Genomic DNA, 21,543 nt, shown 5'->3' with positions numbered 1-21,543 from the left:
TGATAATGACTAGGATTTTCTCGGTTGTCGGCATTTCGCTATGGATAGCGATGGTTTCGCCGATGCTCCAGGCGGCTAACTTGAAAGCTCTGGATGTCGCCGCTTTGCCAGGAGATCGGGTCGAGTTGAAGCTGACCTTCGACGGACCAATCCCCGCGCCGCGCGGCTATACCACTGAGCAACCCGCACGTATTGCTCTGGATTTGCCCGGTGTGACCAGCCAACTGGCGACCAAAAGTCGTGATTTGGGCGTGGGCAATGCTCGCAGTGTGGTGGTGGTCGAGGCCAAAGACCGCACGCGGGTCATTATCAATATGACGGTGCTTGCGCCCTACAGCTCGCGGGTCGAGGGTAATAACCTGTTCGTGGTCGTGGGTCAGGGCGCAGCCTCTGCTCAGGGGATCAAGCCAGGCGCGGCGCCCACGTCTGCACGGGTTTCAGTTCCGGCCGCAGCACCTGCCAGGCCCTATGTTGCCGTGGGAAAAGCGATCAAGAACATCGATTTCCAGCGCGGTGAGTTGGGGGAAGGTAACGTCATCATCGAACTGAGTGACCCAGGCATCGCCCCGGACATTCAGGAGCAAGGTGGCAAAATCCGGGTCAATTTCGCGAAAACCCAGCTCCCGGACCCCTTGCGCGTTCGGTTGGATGTCAAGGATTTCGCCACGCCTGTGCAGTTCGTCAATGCCAGCGTAGCGGGTGACAAGGCCAGTATCAGCATCGAGCCGACTGGCGCGTTTGATTATTCGGCCTATCAGACCGATAACAAACTGACCATCAGTGTGCGGCCGTTGACGTCCGAAGACCTGGATCGTCGAAATGCAGACAAGCCGATCTACACCGGAGAAAAGCTGTCGCTGAACTTCCAGGACATCGACGTTCGCTCGGTCTTGCAGCTGATTGCCGATTTTACCAACCTCAATCTGGTGGCCAGCGACACAGTGCAGGGCGGGATCACCTTGCGCTTGCAGAACGTGCCGTGGGATCAGGCGCTGGATCTGGTACTGAAAACCAAAGGACTGGATAAACGCAAGATCGGCAATGTCCTGTTAGTCGCGCCTGCGGATGAAATCGCCGCTCGCGAACGTCAGGAACTGGAGTCGATGAAGCAGATTGCCGAGTTGGCGCCGTTGCGCCGCGAGCTGCTGCAAGTGAATTACGCCAAGGCGGCCGACATCGCCAAGCTGTTCCAGTCGGTGACCAGCGCTGAGACCAAAGCCGATGAGCGCGGCTCGATCACCGTCGATGACCGGACGAACAACATCATTGCCTACCAGACTCAGGACCGTCTCGATGAGCTGCGCAGGATTGTTTCGCAGCTGGATATCCCCGTGCGACAGGTGATGATCGAGGCACGCATCGTCGAGGCCAACGTCGATTATGACAAGGCGCTGGGCGTGCGCTGGGGAGGTTCGAGCAATCGCAGCGGTAGCAACAATGCGACTGTCGGCGGCAAAGGTACGGTGACCGGCGCCAATGGTGTCGTCACTAACTCCAACTCACCTTTCGTCGATCTGGGCGCTGCCAACGCGACGTCCGGGATCGGTATCGCTTTCGTGACCGATAACGTGCTGCTGGACCTTGAGTTGAGTGCCATGGAGAAAACCGGTAACGGTGAGATCGTTTCCCAACCCAAGGTCGTGACCTCCGATAAAGAGACCGCGAAGATCCTCAAGGGGACTGAAGTCCCGTATCAGGAAGCCAGTTCCAGTGGCGCGACGTCGGTGTCTTTCAAAGAGGCGTCGCTGTCCCTGGAGGTGACGCCGCAAATCACCCCTGATAACCGCATTATCATGGAGGTCAAGGTTACCAAGGATGAGCCGGATTACATCAATACCGTGCTGGGTGTACCGCCAATCAAGAAAAACGAAGTCAACGCCAAGGTGCTGGTGGCTGACGGCGAAACCATCGTCATCGGCGGTGTTTTCTCTAATACGCAGAGTAAAATCGTCGACAAGGTGCCATTTCTTGGCGATGTGCCGTATGTTGGCCGGCTTTTCCGGCGTGACGTTGTTTCAGAGAAAAAATCCGAGCTGCTGGTATTCCTGACTCCGCGTATCATGAACAACCAGGCGATTGCTGTGAGTCGTTGATTCTGTGCGAAATTTGATACTTGTTGGACCGATGGGGGCGGGCAAAAGCACCATCGGTCGCTTGCTGGCCAAAGAGCTGCGACTACCGTTCAAAGATTCCGACAAGGAAATTGAGCTGCGTACCGGCGCCAATATCCCGTGGATTTTCGATAAGGAAGGCGAGCCGGGCTTTCGCGACCGCGAGCAGGCGGTGATTGCTGAGCTGTGCGAGTCCGATGGTGTCGTGCTGGCGACCGGTGGTGGCGCAGTGATGCGCAGTGAAAACCGTCAGGCGCTGCATGCCGGAGGGCGTGTGGTGTATTTGCACGCCTCGGTCGAGCAGCAGGTCGAACGTACAGCCCGTGATCGCAATCGGCCGTTGCTGCGTAACGCCGATCCGGCACGGGTATTGCGCGATCTGCTGGCAATCCGTGATCCGCTCTACCGGGAAATCGCCGATCTTGTGGTGGAAACCGATGAGCGGCCGCCGCGGATGGTGGTGCTGGACATCCTTACGCGTCTGGCCGAGCTTGCTCCTCGTTAATGTGCGCGTCGAAATGCGCTATCCTCCGGCACATTAAGCCCGCGCCGCAGCGTGGCGTAAGGCCATGATTTTATAACCAGAATTCAGCGATGGCGCGACACGCGCACTTGTTAAACAACGTGGGGACACATGCAGACACTTAAGGTCGAGCTTGGCGAGCGAAGCTATCCGATTCACATTGGCGAAGGCTTGTTGGATCGGCTTGATCTGCTGGCGCCGCACATCGCCGGACGACAAGTGGCGATTGTTTCCAATGCGACTGTCGCGCCACTCTACCTTGAGCGATTGACTCGCACGCTGAGCACTTACAACGTGCTGCCCGTAGTGCTTCCCGATGGCGAAGCCTTCAAAAACTGGGAAACCCTGCAAACCATTTTCGATGCCTTGCTCACCGCTCGGCATGACCGCCGTACCACTGTTATCGCCTTGGGTGGCGGGGTGGTGGGCGATATGGCTGGTTTTGCTGCGGCCTGCTATCAGCGCGGCGTGGATTTCATCCAGGTGCCCACCACCTTGCTGTCCCAAGTGGATTCGTCGGTGGGTGGCAAGACCGGCATCAACCATCCGTTGGGCAAGAACATGGTGGGTGCGTTCTATCAGCCCAATGTGGTGCTGATTGATACGACGACGCTCAATACCCTGCCTGCGCGCGAGTTGTCGGCGGGGCTGGCTGAGGTCATCAAGTACGGCCTGATCTGCGATGAGCCGTTCCTGACCTGGCTGGAAGAAAATGTCGATCAGTTGCGGGCCCTCGATCAGGCGGCCCTGACGGTTGCAATCGAGCGCTCCTGTGCGGCCAAGGCCGCGGTGGTGGGCGCCGATGAGCGAGAGACGGGGGTGCGCGCGACGCTTAACCTGGGTCACACCTTCGGCCACGCTATCGAAACCCACATGGGTTATGGCGTCTGGCTGCACGGTGAAGCCGTGGCGGCGGGTACGGTGATGGCGCTTGAGATGTCTGCGCGTCTCGGCTGGATCACCCAGCAAGAACGTGATCGCGGGATTCGTCTGTTCCAGCGCGCCGGGCTGCCAGTCGTGCCGCCAGAAGAGATGACTGTGGATGACTTCCTCGAACACATGGCAATTGACAAGAAGGTGATCGATGGTCGCTTGCGCCTGGTCCTGCTGCGGCGGATCGGCGAAGCCGTTGTGACTGCCGATTATCCAAAAGAAGTATTACAGGCCACGCTGGGGGCGGACTACCGCGCCTTGGTGGATCAGCTTAGAGGTTAATGAAAATCCATGACTAGTTTGCACGCCGACGAGGCCTTCCTCGGCCATTACCAGTTGAGTCATGACCCCTTTGCAACGCGGGTACCTGGCTTCAAGTTCTTCCCGGCTCAGCGCAAACCCGTGCTCGGTCAGCTTCATCACCTGGCGCGCTATAGCCAGTTGCTGCTTGTAGTCACAGGCCCGCACGGCAGCGGTAAAACGTTGCTGCGCCAGGCGCTGGTCGCCAGCACCAACAAACAATCGGTGCAGAGCGTGGTGGTTTCTGCGCGTGGCGCCAGCGACGCTGCAGGTGTCATGCGTCAGGTCGCTCAGGCCCTGAACGTGGTTCAGCCGGAAATGCGTGCGATCCTGTCTCAGGTCGTGCAATTGGCGCTGACCGGACAGGAGGTCTATTTATTGGTGGACGACGCCGAACAACTCGGCGAATCCGCACTCGAAGCTTTGCTCGGGTTGGCAGCAGGTACGCCTGAAGGTCGCCCGCATGTGTTCCTGTTCGGCGAGTCGTCATTGATCGACCGTCTGGAGCAGCTCAGCGCCGAGGAAGAGCGTTTTCACGTCATTGAGTTGCAACCGTACACCGAAGAAGAAACCCGCGAGTACCTGGCTCAGCGCCTGGACGGTGCAGGTCAAGGCATCGAGTTGTTCACGGCTGATCAGATCACCGATATCCATGAGCGCTCCGATGGTTGGCCGGGCGCGATCAACCAGGTCGCCCGCGATGCAATGATCGAAGCGATGATCGCCAGCCGCACTGCGGTCAAGCGTCCAAGTATGGGGTTCAAGATGCCGAAAAAACATGTGTTGGCTTTGGGTGCAGTAGTCGTGGTCGGGATAATGGCCGCATGGTTGATGCCAGGCCGTAGCAACAACAGCGCCACCGCGCCTGCAGCGCCGCCAGCGAATGCGCAAGCACAACTGCCGCTGGGTCAGGGGCAGCCGACTGCTCAGCAATCGAATAATCAGGGTGGTCCGGCCATTGAGTTTGCCGGTAACTCGCAGCCGATGCCTTTACCGTTGGTAGGTAAATCGCAGCCCGTCATGCGTGGGCCATTGGCCGAGGCAGCTGGCAACGCAGAGGATGATGAGCCGGGTCCCGCTGGCAGCACCTCGCGTCAGCCGCCTACAGTCACCACCACGGCTCCGCCAGTAGGTGTGCCAGCAGGCCCGGCACCGACTCCGGCGCCAGCCCGTCCGGCTGCAGCTGTTGCCGCTGCCAAGCCAGTAGCGCCAGTCGTCAAGCCAGCGCCCGTTCAGGTCGCGACAGCCAAGCCAGCGCCAAAAGTAGCGGAAAAAGTAACGGAAAAACCTGCTGCCTCCTCCGCGCCAGTCTCGGGTGGTAACTGGTACGCCGGTCAGGCGCCGGGCCATTATGTCGTGCAAATTGTGGGTACAAGCTCGGAAGCCGCTGCTCAGGCGATCGTTAAAGAGAACGGTGGCGAGTACCGGTATTTCAAGAAAAACCTGCAAGGCAAGCCACTGTATGTAGTGACCTACGGTAACTTTTCTGACCGCGCTGCTGCCCTTGCAGCCATCAAGGTATTGCCAGCCAAGGTTCAGGCTGGTAAACCTTGGCCTCGTACTGTCGCCAGCGTCCAACAGGAACTGGCTGCAACGCACTGAAGTCGCAGCGGCCTTATCCAGGCCGCCTGCACTGCTCCCCCGGAATATCGCATGTGCGTGCTGCTTTCGAGCAGCGCGCCTTGTGGTGTCTGCGTCCCGGACGTCATAAATGTTCTTGGGCTCGCAGGCCGGGCTCGTAAAAATGTTTTGACTAGCACATTATCTGGCCTTAAACCTTTCATTAATGCGACATAGATTTACGGCTGCTGGTCGTTAAGTTTGTGAGCTTTTGTGTCGATGTGTACAATGACCTCCCTTTTGCCCCCGCAAAGCTGGCATACGTTCGGCGCGGTTGGTAAGTGGTTGAATTGAAAAGAAATTTGCCTCGACAAGAGGCAGCCTGGTGAGAAAGTGTCTATGAAAGCAGGTCTGTACCATCCAGATGAATTCAAGGATAACTGTGGTTTCGGCCTGATTGCGCACATGCAAGGCGAACCCAGTCATAACCTGTTGCAAACGGCTATCGAAGCCCTGACCTGCATGACCCACCGTGGTGGGATCAACGCTGACGGCAAGACCGGCGACGGCTGTGGCCTGCTGATACAGAAGCCGGATGCATTCCTGCGCGCAATGGCCAGCGAACACTTCGGCATTGACCTGCCCAAGCAGTACGCCGTCGGCATGGTGTTCTTCAACCAGGACACCGCCAAGGCAGAAGCTGCGCGCGCGAACATGAATCGCGAAATCCAGGCCGCTGGCCTGCAACTGATCGGTTGGCGCAAAGTGCCGATCGACACCAGCGTACTCGGCCGCCTGGCCCTGGAGCGCCTGCCGCAAATCGAGCAGGTGTTCATCGGTGGCGAAGGCCTGAGCGATCAACAGTTCGCCATCAAACTGTTCAGCTCCCGTCGCCGTTCGTCGGTGTCCAACGCTGCGGACACCGATCACTACATCTGCAGTTTTTCGCACAAGACCATCATCTACAAAGGCTTGATGATGCCAGCGGACCTGACGGCCTTCTATCCGGACCTCAGTGACGAACGCCTGAAAACCGCGATTTGTGTGTTCCACCAGCGTTTCTCTACCAACACTTTGCCGAAATGGCCGCTGGCTCAGCCGTTCCGTTTTCTTGCCCACAACGGCGAGATCAACACCATCACTGGCAACCGCAACTGGGCGCAGGCCCGTCGCACCAAGTTTGCCAACGAGTTGATCCCCGATCTGGAAGAGCTCGGCCCGCTGGTCAACAGCGTGGGCTCCGACTCCTCAAGCATGGACAACATGCTTGAGCTGATGGTCACCGGCGGTATCGACCTGTTCCGTGGCGTGCGCATGCTTATTCCGCCTGCCTGGCAGAACGCCGAGACCATGGACGCCGAACTGCGCGCGTTCTACGAATACAACTCCATGCACATGGAACCATGGGACGGCCCGGCTGGCGTGGTCATGACCGATGGTCGCCATGCGGTCTGCCTGCTCGACCGTAACGGTCTGCGCCCGGCGCGCTGGGTCACCACCAAAAATGGTTTCATTACCCTGGCGTCAGAGATTGGCGTGTGGAACTACAAGCCTGAAGACGTTATCGCCAAGGGTCGTGTCGGCCCGGGGCAGATCTTCGCGGTGGACACCGAGACCGGTCAGATCCTTGATACCGACGCTATCGACAACCGCTTGAAGTCGCGCCATCCGTACAAGCAGTGGCTGCGCAAGAACGCCTTGCGTATCCAGGCGACGCTGGTCGACGACCAAGGCGTGGCCAGCTACGACACTGACCAGCTCAAGCAATACATGAAAATGTTCCAGGTCACCTTCGAGGAGCGTGATCAGGTGCTGCGTCCGTTGGCCGAACAGGGTCAGGAAGCCGTTGGCTCGATGGGCGACGACACGCCAATGGCCGTGTTGTCCCAGCGTGTACGTACGCCTTACGATTATTTCCGCCAGCAGTTCGCGCAGGTGACCAACCCGCCGATCGACCCGCTGCGTGAAGCGATCGTCATGTCGCTCGAGATCTGTCTGGGTGCCGAACGCAACATCTTCCAGGAATCGGCTGAGCACGCTTCACGCGTGATCCTCAGCACGCCGGTCATTTCTCCGGCGAAATGGCGCTCGTTGATGACCCTGGATCGTCCAGGTTTCGAGCGTCATTTCATCGACCTCAACTATGACGAGAGCGTCGGGCTCGAAGCTGCGGTGCGTAACATCGCTGATCAGGCTGAAGAAGCCGTGCGTGCCGGCAAGACTCAGCTGGTGCTGAGTGACCGTCACATCGCGCCAGGCAAGTTGCCTGCTCACGCCGCGCTGGCGGTGGGTGCCGTGCACCACCGTCTGACCGAGTGTGGTCTGCGTTGCGACAGCAACATCCTGGTTGAAACGGCCACCGCTCGTGACCCGCACCACTTTGCAGTGTTGATGGGCTTCGGTGCGTCTGCGATCTACCCGTACCTCGCTTATGAAGTGCTGGCCGACCTGATCCGTACCGGTGAAGTCCTTGCGGACCTGGACGAAGCGTTCAAGTTCTACCGCAAGGGCATCTCCAAAGGGCTGCTGAAGATACTGTCGAAGATGGGCATTTCGACCGTCGCGTCTTACCGTGGTGCGCAGCTGTTCGAAGCCATCGGCCTGGCCGATGAAATCGTCAACCTGAGCTTCCGTGGCGTGCCAAGCCGGATCAAGGGTGCGCGCTTCGTCGACCTCGAAGCCGAACAGAAGCTGTTGGCCCTCGAAGCCTGGAGCCCGCGCAAGCCAATCCAGCAGGGCGGTCTGCTCAAGTTTGTGTATGGCGGCGAATACCACGCGTACAACCCGGACGTTGTCAGCACCTTGCAAGCCGCCGTGCAGCAGGGGGATTACAGCAAGTTCAAGGAGTACACCGCGTTAGTCGACAACCGTCCGGTGTCGATGCTTCGCGATCTGCTCAAGGTCACGACCCTCGATCAGCCGTTGGCGATTGAGGAAATCGAACCGTTGGAGAAAATTCTCAAGCGCTTCGACTCCGCCGGGATTTCCCTCGGCGCACTGTCGCCTGAGGCGCACGAAGCCTTGGCCGAAGCGATGAACCGCTTGGGCGCACGCTCTAACTCCGGTGAAGGCGGCGAAGACCCTGTGCGTTATGGCACGGTGAAAAGCTCGAAGATCAAGCAGGTGGCGACCGGTCGTTTTGGCGTTACCGCTGAATATCTGGTCAACGCCGAAGTGCTGCAGATCAAAGTCGCTCAGGGCGCCAAGCCCGGCGAAGGTGGTCAGTTGCCCGGTGGCAAGGTCAACGGTTTGATCGCCAAGCTGCGTTATGCGGTGCCTGGCGTGACCCTGATTTCACCGCCGCCGCACCACGACATCTACTCGATTGAAGACTTGTCGCAGCTGATTTTTGACCTGAAACAGGTCAACCCGGCGGCGCTGGTTTCGGTCAAACTGGTGGCAGAAGCGGGCGTAGGCACCATCGCAGCCGGTGTGGCCAAGGCTTACGCCGACCTGATCACCATCTCCGGTTACGACGGTGGTACCGGTGCTTCGCCGCTGACCTCGATCAAATACGCGGGCGCTCCGTGGGAACTCGGCCTGGCTGAAACTCACCAGACCCTGCGCGGCAACGACCTGCGCGGCAAAGTCCGGGTGCAGACCGATGGTGGTCTGAAAACCGGTCTGGACGTGATCAAGGCGGCGATCCTCGGCGCTGAAAGCTTCGGCTTCGGCACCGCGCCAATGATCGCCCTGGGCTGCAAATACCTGCGCATCTGCCACCTGAACAACTGCGCCACCGGCGTGGCGACGCAGAACGAGAAGCTGCGTAAAGATCACTACATCGGCACCGTCGACATGGTGGTGAACTTCTTCACCTTCGTCGCCGAAGAGACCCGCGAGTGGCTGGCCAAGCTGGGCGTGCGCACCCTCGAAGAACTGATCGGGCGTACTGACCTGCTGGAAATCCTGCCGGGCGAAACCGCCAAGCAGCAGCACCTGGATTTGACGCCGCTGCTGGGCAGCGACTATATCCCGGCGGACAAGCCACAGTTCTGTCAGGTGGAACGCAACCCGCCGTTCGACAAAGGCTTGCTGGCCGAGAAAATGGTCGAGATGGCCAAGCCTGCAATCGTCGGCCTCAGCGGCGCTGACTTCTCCATGGATATCTGCAACTGCGACCGGTCCATCGGCGCGCGGATTTCCGGTGAAGTCGCCAAGCTGCACGGCAACCAGGGCATGGCCAGGGCGCCGATCACGTTCCGTTTCAAAGGCACGGCCGGGCAAAGCTTCGGCGTGTGGAACGTCGGTGGCTTGAACATGTACCTGGAAGGCGATGCCAACGACTACGTCGGCAAGGGCATGACCGGCGGCAAGCTGGTCATCGTTCCGCCAGTCGGCAGCGCGTACAAGACTCAGGACAGCGCCATCATCGGCAACACCTGTCTGTACGGTGCAACCGGCGGCAAACTGTTCGCGGCCGGTACCGCTGGCGAGCGGTTTGCAGTGCGTAACTCCGGTGCCCACACCGTCGTTGAAGGCACGGGCGACCACTGCTGTGAATACATGACAGGCGGTTTCGTCTGTGTACTGGGTAAAACGGGCTATAACTTCGGCTCCGGTATGACCGGTGGTTTCGCCTACGTGCTGGACCAAGACAACACCTTCGTTGACAAGGTCAACCACGAACTGGTGGAAATCCAACGGATCAGCGGCGAAACGATGGAGGCTTATCGCAGCCACCTGCAACGCGTGCTGGCCGAATACGTCGAGGAAACCAATAGCGAGTGGGGTCGTCACCTCACCGAAAACCTCGATGACTATCTGCGTCGGTTCTGGTTGGTCAAGCCTAAGGCTGCCAGCTTGAAATCGTTGCTTTCCAGCACCCGTGCCAACCCGCAGTGATATGCGCCTGAAGTGTTTGATGAGGTTTTAACATGGCTGAACGTCTAAATAATGACTTCCAGTTCATCGAGGTCGGGCGCAAAGATCCGAAGAAGAAACTGTTGCGTCAACGCAAGAAAGAGTTCGTAGAAATCTACGAACCGTTCAAACCCCAGCAGTCGGCCGATCAGGCCCACCGCTGTCTGGGTTGCGGCAACCCGTACTGCGAATGGAAGTGCCCGGTGCACAACTTCATTCCCAACTGGCTCAAACTGGTGGCCGAAGGCAATATCCTGGCGGCTGCCGAGCTGTCACACCAGACCAACACCCTGCCGGAAGTCTGTGGCCGGGTATGCCCTCAGGATCGTCTGTGTGAGGGTGCCTGCACCCTCAACGACGGTTTTGGTGCGGTCACCATCGGTTCGGTGGAGAAGTACATCACGGACACCGCGTTCGCCATGGGCTGGCGCCCAGACATGTCCAAGGTCAAAGCGACCGGCAAACGTGTTGCGGTGATCGGTGCCGGGCCTGCGGGCCTGGGGTGTGCCGACGTGCTGGTGCGCGGTGGCGTGACCCCGGTGGTGTTCGACAAAAACCCGGAAATCGGCGGTTTGCTGACCTTCGGCATCCCGGAGTTCAAGCTGGAAAAAAGCGTGCTGAGCAATCGTCGCGAAGTTTTCACCGGCATGGGTATCGAGTTCCGCCTCAATACCGAAGTCGGCAAGGACGTCACCATCGATCAACTGCTTGAAGAATACGATGCTGTGTTCATGGGCATGGGCACCTACACCTATATGAAGGGTGGCTTTGCCGGTGAAGACCTGCCAGGCGTGCACGATGCACTGGATTACTTGATCGCCAACGTCAACCGCAATCTGGGCTTCGAAAAGGCGCCGGAAGATTTCGTCGACATGAAGGGCAAGAAGATTGTGGTGCTCGGCGGTGGTGACACCGCGATGGACTGCAACCGCACCGCGATTCGCCAAGGCGCCAAATCGGTGACCTGTGCTTATCGTCGCGACGAAGCGAACATGCCCGGCTCGCGTAAAGAAGTGAAGAACGCCAAGGAAGAAGGGGTGAAATTCCTCTACAACCGTCAGCCAATCGCTATCGTTGGCGAAGACAAGGTCGAAGGCGTGAAGGTGGTCGAGACCCGTCTTGGCGAGCCAGACGCCCGTGGCCGTCGCAGCCCCGAGCCAATCCCGGGCTCCGAAGAGATCATCCCGGCCGATGCCGTGGTCATCGCATTCGGTTTCCGTCCAAGCCCGTCGTTGTGGTTTGAGGAATTCAGCATCCAGACTGACAGCCAGGGCCGCGTGATTGCTCCGGAACAGGCGCAGTTCAAGCACCAGACCAGCAACCCGAAAATCTTCGCCGGTGGCGATATGGTTCGCGGATCTGACTTGGTGGTGACTGCGATCTTCGAAGGCCGAAATGCCGCCGAAGGAATCCTGGATTACCTGGGTCTGTGATCACCCCGACAGGGTGGCGCGACCTCTGATTCCTGCGACAAATCGCCTCGATACATAAAAGGCACGGCTCATGCCGTGCCTTTTGCGTTGCGCTCTGAGAAAATACCCGCACTTTTTAACCGGATGCCGACATGACTGCCCTGAAGAACGACCGTTTCCTTCGTGCCCTGCTCAAGCAACCCGTCGACGTCACCCCTGTGTGGATGATGCGTCAGGCCGGTCGCTACCTGCCGGAATACCGCGCCAGTCGGGCCAAGGCCGGTGATTTCATGAGCTTGTGCATGAACCCGGAGTTCGCGTGCGAAGTCACCCTGCAACCGCTGGACCGCTATCCACAACTGGACGCGGCGATCCTGTTCTCCGACATTCTGACCATCCCCGACGCCATGGGCCTGGGCCTGTACTTCGAAACCGGGGAAGGTCCGCGCTTCAAAAAAACCGTCTCCACCCTGGCCGATATCGAAGCCCTGCCGATTCCTGATCCGCAGAAAGACCTGGGCTATGTGATGGACGCGGTCAGCACCATCCGCCGTGAACTCAACGGCCGTGTGCCGCTGATCGGGTTCTCCGGCAGCCCGTGGACCCTGGCGACCTATATGGTCGAAGGCGGCTCGTCGAAAGACTTCCGCAAGTCCAAGGCCATGCTCTACGACAACCCGCAAGCCATGCACTTGTTGCTGGATAAACTGGCGCAGTCGGTGACCTCGTACCTCAACGGCCAGATCCTCGCGGGTGCGCAAGCGGTGCAGATCTTCGACAGTTGGGGTGGCAGCCTGTCAGACGCCGCGTATCAGGAGTTCTCCCTGGCCTACATGCGTAAAATCGTTAGCGGTCTGATCCGTGAACACGACGGGCGCAAAGTGCCGGTCATCCTGTTCACCAAAGGCGGCGGTCTGTGGCTTGAAAGCATCGCCGATGCGGGTGCTGATGCCTTGGGTCTGGACTGGACCTGCGACATCGGAGAAGCCCGTCGTCGCGTCGGCAACAAAGTCGCGTTGCAAGGCAACATGGACCCTACCGTGCTTTACGCTAACCCTACAGCCATCCGCGCCGAAGTCGCCCGCATCCTCGCCCGCTATGGCAGCGGCACCGGACACGTCTTCAACCTCGGTCACGGCATTACCCCTGAAGTCGACCCGGTCAATGCTGGCGTCTTCATGGAAGCTGTGCATGAGTTCTCGGCGCAGTATCACCAGTAAGCTGACTGCGGCCGCTTAGCGACCCATCGCGGGCAAGCGCGCGCCTACAAACCTGTAGGCGCGCGCTTGCCCGCGATGCTTTCAGTTGCGAGTCACCAGCGGCGCCAACCGGGCCAGGCGCAACGCCACAGCCAGGGCGATCAGCAGCAGTACGCCGATGAACAGGCCAATGCCATTCCAGCCTGCGTAGTGCCAGAACATCCCACCTGCGGTACCGGCCACGCTGGAGCCCGCGTAGTAACTAAACAAATAGAGCGATGACGCCTGGCCTTTGGCCTTGAGGGCGCGGCGGCCGATCCAGCTGCTGGCGACCGAGTGGGCGCCGAAGAAGCCGAAGGTGAACATCAGTACGCCGACGATCACCACTGGCAGCAGGGTGAACATCGTCAGGGCGACGCCCGCCAGCATCAGCACAATCACCGACCACAAGACTTTGCGCCGTCCGAGTTTATCGGCTAACGCGCCGATTTTCGCCGAGCTGTAGATACCGGACAGGTACACCACGGAGAACAGTCCGACCAGCGACTGGCTCAGGTGGTAAGGCTCAGCCAGCAAGCGATAACCGATGTAGTTGAACAACGTGACGAACGCGCCCATCAGCAGGAAGGCTTCGAGAAACAGCCACGGCAAACCGGCATCGCGAAACTGCAGGGTAAAGCCGTTGAGCAGGCTGCGTGGGTGCAGCGAGCGTGGGCGGAAGTTGCGCGACTCGGGGAGAATCCTCCAGAACACCGCAGCGGCAATCAATGCCAGACCGCCGATGATCAGCATCGCGGTATGCCAGCTGACAAAGTCGACCAGGATCCCCGTGATAAGACGCCCGCTCATACCGCCAATGGCGTTTCCGCCGATGTACAGGCCCATGGCCAGGCCGATGTGCTGCGGATGGATCTCTTCGCTGAGGTAGGTCATGGCGACCGCTGCCAGGCCGCTGAGGGACAGGCCGACCAGTGCGCGTGTCAACAGGATGCCTTCCCAGGTCGGCATCAGTGCGCTGATCATGGTAAACAGCGCGGCGCAAAACAGCGCCGTCACCATCACAGGTTTACGCCCTAGCCGATCCGAAATGGGGCCGGTGATCAGCAAACCAATCGCGAGCATGCCCGTGGCTACCGAAAGAATCAGGCTGCTTTGCGCTGCGTTGATTGAAAACTCATGGGACAGGACCGGCATCATCGGCTGCACGCAGTACAGCAGGGCAAAGGTCGCAAAGCCGCCAGAGAACAACGCCAGCACCGTGCGCATGAACATCGGCGTGCCTTTTTCGATGTAGATCTCGCTCAACGCCATCGCGACATCGCCGGTAGGCGAAGACTCGATATCGTTAGCGTGGGGGTGAGCAGCAATTTTCACAATGGACCTCGATGGGTCAACGGGTCGGGCAATGTGAAAAAGAATATAGCTCGCTAATGATTCTTTCCAATATATTGTTCGACCTGTTTGATATTTAAAACGACCTAATGGTGAATCCATGGAACTGCGACATCTTCGGTATTTCATTGCGGTGGCCGAAGAGCTGCATTTCGGCCGGGCCGCGCAAGCACTGGGTATCTCCCAACCGCCGTTGAGCCAGCAAATTCAGGCGCTTGAACAGGAGGTAGGGGCGCGGTTGTTCGAGCGCACCAATCGTCGCGTCGAGCTGAGTGAAGCCGGTCGGCTGTTTCTGGCCGAAGCCCGTCTGGTGTTGGCCCAGGTCGACAAAGCGGCCGACGTGGCGCGGCGTGCGCAGTTGGGGCTGTTAGGCGAGCTGAAAATCGGTTTCACCTCCTCGGCGCCTTTCAACTCAAGCATTCCGCAGGTGATTTTTGCGTTCCGTCAGGCCTTCCCGGCGGTTCACCTGGCGTTGCAGGAAATGAGCAGCAAGGAAGTGGCCGAGGCGCTGGTGGATGAGTCGGTGCAGGTCGGCATCATGCGTCCCTTGCCTTTGCCGGAATCGTTGGTCGCCGTGGAGTTGTTCCGCGAACCGCTGGTGGCGATTATACGTGCCGATCACCCGTTGGCGGTGGGCAGTGAAAAAGGCCTGCAGCTGTCGGCGTTGGCGGCTGAACCCTTTGTGTTTTTCCCGCGCTCATATGGCAGCGGCTTGTACGCGCAGTTGATCAACCTGGCGCGCCAGGCAGGGTTCAGCCCGCTGATCACCCAAGAGGCGGGCGAGGCGATGACCATTATCGGGCTGGTGGCCGCAGGGTTGGGGGTGACGGTGTTGCCGGCGTCCTACCAGCGCATGCGTATCGACGGCGTGGTCTACCGAACGTTGCTCGATGCAGAGGCCAATACGGCGGTTTGGCTAGTGCAGCGCCGGGACCAGCATTCACCGATGGCCAAGGCATTCGTCGAATTGTTGACCAAGCAGGCGGTAGCGCTGTAAGAGGCCCCACCTCGTCTTCGCCGCCGTGCTGTCGCGCAGAAAACTGGATCTCGATTCTGCCCGGAGGGCGTAGGAGCTGACTTGTCTGCGAAAAGGGCCGGAGGACCTTCATGCGGTGGTGACGTCAGTCATTTTGCGACTGCTTCGCAGCCGATTCGCAGACAAGTCAGCTCCTACAGGGTATTTGTGGGGCTACTACCAGCGTCGGAAGATCAGTGAAGTGTTCACACCACCAAACGCGAAGTTATTGTTCATCACGAATTGGTTGCTCATATGCCGCGATTCCCCGCGTAAATAATCAAGTTCGGCACAACGCGGATCGACAGCATCGAGGTTGAGGGTGTGGATGTAGCGGTCGCGGTTCATCATCTCGATGCAGAACCACGACTCCAGCGCACCGCAGGCGCCCAGGGTGTGGCCGAGAAAGCTTTTCTGCGAACTGATGGGCATCCGCGCGCCGAACAGGCTGTGGGTCGCCAGGGTCTCTGCAATGTCGCCTTGTTCGGTGGCGGTGCCGTGACCATTGACGTAACCGATGGCGTCGGCACTCAGGTGGGCGTCCTCCAGGGCCAGCTCCATGGCGCGACGCATGGTGGTCTGCTCCGGACGCGTGGCGTGTGCGCCATCGGCGTTGCTGCCGAAGCCAACGATCTCGGCGTGGATGTGCGCGCCCCGGGCCAGGGCGTGTTCCAGTTCTTCGAGGACCAGCATGCCGCCGCCTTCACCGATCACCAGGCCGTCGCGGTCGCTGTCGTAAGGGCGAGGGCTGGTGTGCGGGGCGTCGTTTTTCAGGCTGGTGGCGTACAGCGCGTCGAAGACCATGGCTTCGGTCGGACACAGCTCCTCGGCGCCACCGGCCAGCATCAGCGGCAGGCGACCGAACTTGATCGATTCGTAGGCATAGCCGATGCCCTGGCTGCCGCTGGTGCAGGCGCTGGAGGTCGGTATCAAACGCCCGGTCAGGCCGAAGAAGATGCTGATGTTCGCCGCCGTAGTGTGCGGCATCATCCGCACATAGGAGTTGGCGTTCAGGCCCTCGGCGACGGAGTTGATCAGCATGTTGCCGAACGCTTTGATTTCATCGGTGCTGCCGGTGGACGAACCACAGGAAACGCCCATGCGCCCGTCGCGAATGATCGGGTCGTTGAGCAGGCCCGCGTCGAGCAACGCCTGTTCAGCCGCGCCGACGGCGAGCCGCGACACGCGACCCATGCTGCGCAACTGTTTGCGGGACCAGTGTCCAGGCACCGCGAAATCGTCGATCGGGCCGGCGAGGCGGGTGTTGAGTTCGGTAAAACGGTCCCACTCATCCATCCGCCGAATGCCGCTGCGGTTGGCGTTGAAATTGGCTTCGATACTGGTCCAGTCACTGCCCAGCGATGTAATACCGGCCATGCCGGTAACAACTACGCGCTTCATTAGCACAGGCCTCCGTTGACCGCCAGAACCTGACGGGTGATGTAGGACGCTTCGGCCGACATCAGGAAATTCACGGCACCGGCGACTTCTTCGGGGGTGCCCATGCGTTGCGCGGGGATCATTTTCATCAGCTCATCCACGGGCACATTTTCGTCGAGCATTGCCGTATCGATCAAGCCGGGGGCGACGCAGTTGACGGTGATCTTGCGTTTGCCCAGTTCGATGGCGAGCGCTTTGGCAGCCCCAATGATACCTGCCTTGGAGGCGCTGTAATTTACCTGTCCACGATTGCCGATCAAGCCCGAAACCGATGTGATGCACACTATCCGCCCAGCGGCGCGACGCCTGATCATTGGCATCATTACCGGGTGCAGAACGTTGTAGAAACCATCGAGGTTGGTGCGCATGACCACGTCCCAGTCTTCGTCGGTCAACGCCGGAAAGGCGCCGTCACGGGTCAGACCGGCATTGCAGACAACGCCGTAATAGGCGCCGTGAGTGTCCACATCGGCTTCGAGAATCGCCTTGCACGCAGCCCGGTCGGCGACGTCGAATTGCAGTATGCGCGCTTGTCGGCCCAAGGCCTGGATTTCCCGCTGAACCGCTTCGGCCTCAGTACGGCCGCTACGACAATGCAGGATCAGATCGTAACCGGCCTGGGCCAGACGCAGGGCGATGGCACGGCCGATGCCACGGCTGGAGCCGGTGACCAGTATTGATTCAGTCATGCGCAAACTCCTTCAGCGAGATAGTCAGCGGGCAGGGGTGGGCAATACACGTTAACCCGCGCCATGGCCTTGATGCCGGGGCCGGTCAGGTGGCACTCGAAGACGCCCATGCCGTTGTCATCCTGCAGTGAGCGCAGGGCGTGGATGGTCAGTTCGCTGCCTGCGGGGAAGTGCTCGACGTTGCATTCGAACTTGCGCGTGCCCAACAAAAAGCCGAGTTGGACCTTATGGCCTTGCGCGCGCGCCTTGCAACCCGCGTAGGCGGCAATGCTCTGGGCCATGAGTTCGATCCCGACCCAGGCTGGGAGGCTACCATCGGCGCGGCTGAACAAGCCGCCAGGGCGGACTTTCAGACGGGTGTGAATTTGTTCTTCGTCGAACGTCAGGACCTGATCGATGAGGATCATGTCTCCGGCGTGGGGCACCAGTTCGGCAATCGGCCAATCGATCATGGGGCGTCTCCTATAATCAGGCTGACGTTATTGCCGCCGAAGGCGAAGGAATTGCTCATCAGTCGGCGTGGTCGGGTGTGCAGCAGGCGCTGGCCGGGCTCAACCCATTTCAAAGCGGGCAGTTGGGAATCGGCTTCGCCGTCCCAGAGGTGCGGTGGCAATGCCTGTTGCGTATTTTCCGGGGCCAGGCTCAGCCAGCAGAATGCTGCTTCCAGCGCTCCGGCAGCGCCGAGGGTGTGGCCGCTCATGGGTTTGGTTGATGAACAGGGCACGCCGTCTGGAAAAATCGCCTGCACGGCGAAGCTTTCCATCGCGTCATTGTGCTGCGTGGCGGTGCCGTGCAAGTTCAGGTAATCGATCTGCTCTGCATGCAGGCCGGCATTGTTCAGCGCTTTTTGCATGGCTTGGCGCGCGCCGCGACCACTGGGTTCCGGTGCGGAAATATGGTGGGCATCAGAGCTCGCGCCCGCACCGAGCAGGGCAATCGACGTGGCACCGCTGGCCTCGCGGGTCATGAGGTACAAGACCGCTGCCTCGCCGATGTTGATCCCGTTGCGATTGCGCGAAAATGGATTGCAGCGCTGTTCCGATACCGCTTCCAGTGCGGAAAACCCGTTCAGCGTCAGCTTGCACAGGGTGTCTACGCCACCGCACAGCACCGCGTCGCACACCCCCATGTCCAGCAAGCGCCGCGCACTGAGCAGCGCCCGCGCGCTGGAGGTGCAGGCGGTGGAAATGACGTAAGCCGGGCCGCTGAGTTGCAGCCAGGCCGCGAGGAAATTCGCCGGGGCGCTGAGTTCCTGTTGCTGATAGTCATAATCGCAGGGGAATCGCTGCTCGCGCAGATACATCGCAATGCCACGACTGGCTTCATCGATCCCCGAGGTGCTGGTGCCGAGAATCACGCCGATACGCGAGCGGCCATAGCGTTCAATGGCTTGCTGGATATCGTCTTTGATTTGCAGGGCGGCGGCCAGCAGGAGTTGATTGTTGCGGCTGCTTTGCTGGCCCAACTCGGGAGGAATCTGAGGTAATACGTCGTGTACGGCACCGACCGGCAAGCGCCGACCCGGAACCCAGTCGTTCTCGTCGATCATGCCTGAGTCATCGCCTGCGAACAACCTGCGCGCGACCTCGGTTTTGTTATTGCCCAGGGCGCAAATCAACCCCAGGGCATTGAGGTAGGCGGTCATGGCGTGGCCTCGTCATTCAACGGGCTGACGTTGTAACTCAGGCCCTGCTCCAGCCGCAGACTGAAGACCTGCGGTTGACGGTAATCGACGCGCCAGCGCGTGCCCAAGTTGCGTTGGCGGGCCTGGGATTGCGCGGCAGGATAGCGGCTGCGTAACTCAGGGGCCGGCGTCAGGGCGAACAGCAGCGCGGCGAACAGCTCGCGTGCTTCCGGATTGGGCGGCAACAGACCATCGGCCTGCCATGTGCCGTTGTTCAAGCGCTGGCGGGCGAGAGGAATGCCCAGCGGGTCGAGCAGCGACCAACGCAAACTGGCCTCTTCTTGCTGGATCACCAACAACCAATCCTGGCGTTGGCCCGCTTGCTCGCGCTGGATGTGCAATTGCAGCGGCAACGGCAGGTGCGGCAGTGTCTCGGGCAGGGGCGCCCGGCTGGCGCAGGCGCACAGCAAAAGAAGGCAAACGCTCAGCAGCAGGCCGCGAATCATCCTGCGCCACCTTGCACGGGTTTGCGCGCGACGACGTTGACCAGGGTTTCTTCGCGCTGACCGAATGGCGCGGGGCGGCGCAGTCCAAAGCGCTCCAGCAGGCCGAAATCCTTTGAACGACTCCACCATAAATACGGGTACGAAACAGTGTGCGGGCCGAACTCAAAGCCCTGTCCGCGCAGCATGTCGAGGTATTGCCCGGCGCTCTTCTGCACCTGCATCGGATGGCGGAACAGCCAGCGGATCACCCAGGTATCGATGTAGGCCTTGGTCGATTCGGCGAACAGCAGATAACCGCCCGGCTTCAGCACCCGATAGAACTCGGCGAGGGCCTGTTCTTGCTCCACCAGATGGTGAAAAGTCTGGTGGCAGAACAGCAGGTCGACGCTGGCATCCGGCAGTTGCAAGTGCGCGCAATCGCTGCCGATCAGTTCGACATTGATGCCTTGGCGCATCGCTTCATCGCGGCTCACGGACAGGCTTTGCGGGTCGGCATCCACGCCCAGTAAACGCGCCGGGGCGAACACCTGCTGCAAGTAGCGGAAGGATTTCCCCTGGCCACAGCCCGCATCCAGGAGCACGGCGTCAGCCGGTGGCGCGATGCCGGGCGCGCCTTGATCAAAGAGCCTACGCAAATCATTGATCGCCACGCGCAGGACGTGGTGCTGCCACGTGTGGCTGCGCAGGAACCATAAGCCGAAGCGGGTTTCCTCGACGAAACTGTCGCTCAGGTAGGCGCTGCTCATTGGGCTGTGCTCGCGCAGACTTCCGAGATCACCCGCAAGCGGCGCTTGGCTTCGCTGACAAAGGGGTTGCGTTCATCCCAGGCATAACCCGCGAGGATTGCACTGATCATGCGGCGGATTTCCGGAGGACTGTCGGAATGGAAGATCACATCCTGGAAGGTGCCTTCGTACCAGCCTTCGACATAGGCACGGAACGTGTCGACGCCGCGCTTGAGCGGCACGGAGAACTCGGTGTGCCAATCGACGGTTTCGCCTTGCAACTGACGATGCAGCAGGCCGGCAGCCATGCTTGCCGAGCGCATGGCGATGGTCACGCCGGAAGAGAACACCGGGTCGAGAAACTCTGCCGCGTTACCCAGCAGAGCGAAGCCCTGGCCGTGCAGGGTTTTGACGTTGGCCGAATAACCATTGATGGCGCGCGCCGGGGTATCCCACACAGCGTTTTGCAGCAGGCCAGAGAGGCTTGGTGTTTCGTCGATAAACGCCCGCAGGCAGGCCTCCAGATCCTCTGGCTTGCGTTGAAAGTGCTCGGCCGAAGCGACCACGCCCAACGAGCAGCGGCCATCGCTGAACGGGATCAGCCAGAACCAGATGTCGCGATGCGTGGGGTGAATGCTGACGAGGATCTTCTCGCGGTCGAATTGCATGTCATCAATGCGGTCTTCGATGTGGGTAAACACCGCCTGGCGAATCGGAAAGTTCGACGGTGCTTCCAGGTCGAGCAGTCGCGGCAGTACCCGGCCATAGCCGCTGGCATCCAGCACGAAGTCCGCTTCGAGGGTGTACTCACTGCCATCTTCGCGGCGTGCGCGCAGCTGCGGTTGCGGGCCATCGAAATTGGCTGCAGTGATTTCTTCCAGATAGCGAATTTCTACGCCTTGCAGTTCAGCCTGATCGGCGAGCAACTTGTCGAAGGTGGCGCGTTGCACCTGGAACGTGGTCGGCTTGCCGTTGCTGAAGGTGTCGCCAAAGTCGAAATGGGTGTAGCGCTCGCCCCAGGCGAAGGCCGCGCCGTTTTTTACTTGAAAACCAGCGGCCTCCACGGCGTCGAGCATGCCGGCTTCTTCGACGAAATCCAGGCAGTGCGAGAGCAGGCTCTCGCCAATGGAGAAGCGTGGGAAAAGCTGGCGCTCAATGATCAGCACGTCGTGTCCCTGACGCTTGAGCAGTGCCGCAGCGATTGCGCCAGAGGGACCGGCACCAATTACTACGACCTGGCGTCTTTCCATT

At 60.0% G+C, this 21,543-nt stretch carries 16 protein-coding genes; 8 read left to right on the top strand and 8 right to left on the bottom strand.

The features are described 5' to 3' along the window. Positions 1-5: 5 nt before the first annotated feature. The 7 genes from pilQ (at position 6) to hemE (ending at position 12,922) form a co-directional block, all read left to right on the top strand. On the top strand, positions 6-2,093 hold the full coding sequence (gene pilQ / locus ACVBEG_RS22505) for a type IV pilus secretin PilQ (protein WP_322277904.1): 2,088 nt from the start codon (positions 6-8) through the stop codon (positions 2,091-2,093). A 4-nt stretch (positions 2,094-2,097) separates the two neighbouring features. Further along, a complete protein-coding gene (gene aroK, locus ACVBEG_RS22500) occupies positions 2,098-2,616 on the top strand; it encodes a shikimate kinase AroK (protein WP_322177457.1) in 519 nt (172 codons plus the stop codon). Positions 2,617-2,745: 129 nt separating this feature from the next. Continuing rightward, entirely contained in the window at positions 2,746-3,849 is a 1,104-nt protein-coding gene (aroB, locus tag ACVBEG_RS22495; RefSeq protein ID WP_322177458.1) for a 3-dehydroquinate synthase, read from the top strand. A 9-nt stretch (positions 3,850-3,858) separates the two neighbouring features. Further along, positions 3,859-5,469: an AAA family ATPase gene (locus tag ACVBEG_RS22490; protein ID WP_447108321.1), complete on the top strand. Its 1,611-nt coding sequence runs from the start codon at positions 3,859-3,861 to the stop codon at positions 5,467-5,469. A gap of 357 nt (positions 5,470-5,826) precedes the next feature. Then, positions 5,827-10,272, top strand: a complete 4,446-nt coding sequence (gltB, locus tag ACVBEG_RS22485; protein WP_322177460.1) for a glutamate synthase large subunit — start codon at positions 5,827-5,829, stop codon at positions 10,270-10,272. A 32-nt stretch (positions 10,273-10,304) separates the two neighbouring features. Continuing rightward, a complete protein-coding gene (locus ACVBEG_RS22480) occupies positions 10,305-11,723 on the top strand; it encodes an FAD-dependent oxidoreductase (protein ID WP_219063559.1) in 1,419 nt (472 codons plus the stop codon). A gap of 131 nt (positions 11,724-11,854) precedes the next feature. Continuing rightward, positions 11,855-12,922 carry a uroporphyrinogen decarboxylase gene (gene hemE / locus ACVBEG_RS22475; protein ID WP_219063558.1) on the top strand — a complete coding sequence of 356 codons (1,068 nt, stop codon included), beginning with the start codon at positions 11,855-11,857 and terminating at the stop codon, positions 12,920-12,922. An 81-nt stretch (positions 12,923-13,003) separates the two neighbouring features. On the opposite strand, the gene ACVBEG_RS22470 is transcribed toward hemE, so the two are convergent. Beyond that, entirely contained in the window at positions 13,004-14,275 is a 1,272-nt protein-coding gene (locus tag ACVBEG_RS22470) for an MFS transporter (protein WP_322177461.1), read from the bottom strand. Positions 14,276-14,393: 118 nt separating this feature from the next. Here ACVBEG_RS22470 and ACVBEG_RS22465 point away from each other — a divergent pair, with 118 nt between their 5' ends. Beyond that, positions 14,394-15,290 carry a LysR family transcriptional regulator gene (locus tag ACVBEG_RS22465; RefSeq protein WP_322177462.1) on the top strand — a complete coding sequence of 299 codons (897 nt, stop codon included), beginning with the start codon at positions 14,394-14,396 and terminating at the stop codon, positions 15,288-15,290. A 195-nt stretch (positions 15,291-15,485) separates the two neighbouring features. Here the strand turns inward: ACVBEG_RS22465 and ACVBEG_RS22460 are convergent, their stop codons facing one another. The 7 genes from ACVBEG_RS22460 to ACVBEG_RS22430 are packed head-to-tail and all read right to left on the bottom strand — an operon-like array spanning position 15,486 to position 21,542. Beyond that, complete coding sequence (locus ACVBEG_RS22460) at positions 15,486-16,709, bottom strand: beta-ketoacyl-ACP synthase (RefSeq protein WP_322177463.1); 1,224 nt, start codon at positions 16,707-16,709, stop codon at positions 15,486-15,488. Beyond that, positions 16,709-17,437: a 3-oxoacyl-ACP reductase FabG gene (fabG, locus tag ACVBEG_RS22455; RefSeq protein ID WP_322177464.1), complete on the bottom strand. Its 729-nt coding sequence runs from the start codon at positions 17,435-17,437 to the stop codon at positions 16,709-16,711. The genes ACVBEG_RS22460 and fabG overlap by 1 nt, the downstream gene beginning before the upstream one ends. Next, complete coding sequence (locus ACVBEG_RS22450; RefSeq protein ID WP_322177465.1) at positions 17,434-17,889, bottom strand: hotdog family protein; 456 nt, start codon at positions 17,887-17,889, stop codon at positions 17,434-17,436. Before ACVBEG_RS22450 ends, fabG begins: the two co-directional genes overlap by 4 nt. Beyond that, on the bottom strand, positions 17,886-19,082 hold the full coding sequence (locus tag ACVBEG_RS22445; protein WP_322177466.1) for a beta-ketoacyl-[acyl-carrier-protein] synthase family protein: 1,197 nt from the start codon (positions 19,080-19,082) through the stop codon (positions 17,886-17,888). The genes ACVBEG_RS22450 and ACVBEG_RS22445 overlap by 4 nt, the downstream gene beginning before the upstream one ends. Then, entirely contained in the window at positions 19,079-19,567 is a 489-nt protein-coding gene (locus ACVBEG_RS22440; protein WP_322177467.1) for a DUF3261 domain-containing protein, read from the bottom strand. The genes ACVBEG_RS22445 and ACVBEG_RS22440 overlap by 4 nt, the downstream gene beginning before the upstream one ends. Further along, the gene (locus ACVBEG_RS22435) at positions 19,564-20,313 is read right to left on the bottom strand and encodes a class I SAM-dependent methyltransferase (RefSeq protein ID WP_322177468.1); all 750 of its coding nucleotides are present in this window, start codon (positions 20,311-20,313) and stop codon (positions 19,564-19,566) included. Before ACVBEG_RS22435 ends, ACVBEG_RS22440 begins: the two co-directional genes overlap by 4 nt. Beyond that, positions 20,310-21,542 carry an NAD(P)/FAD-dependent oxidoreductase gene (locus ACVBEG_RS22430; protein ID WP_407074655.1) on the bottom strand — a complete coding sequence of 411 codons (1,233 nt, stop codon included), beginning with the start codon at positions 21,540-21,542 and terminating at the stop codon, positions 20,310-20,312. Before ACVBEG_RS22430 ends, ACVBEG_RS22435 begins: the two co-directional genes overlap by 4 nt. Position 21,543 lies beyond the last annotated feature (1 nt).

It is taken from the genome of Pseudomonas sp. GG8 (assembly GCF_052976945.1).
The sequence above is the reverse complement of the archived record's forward strand: the minus strand, read 5'-3'. Positions and strand labels throughout refer to the sequence as shown.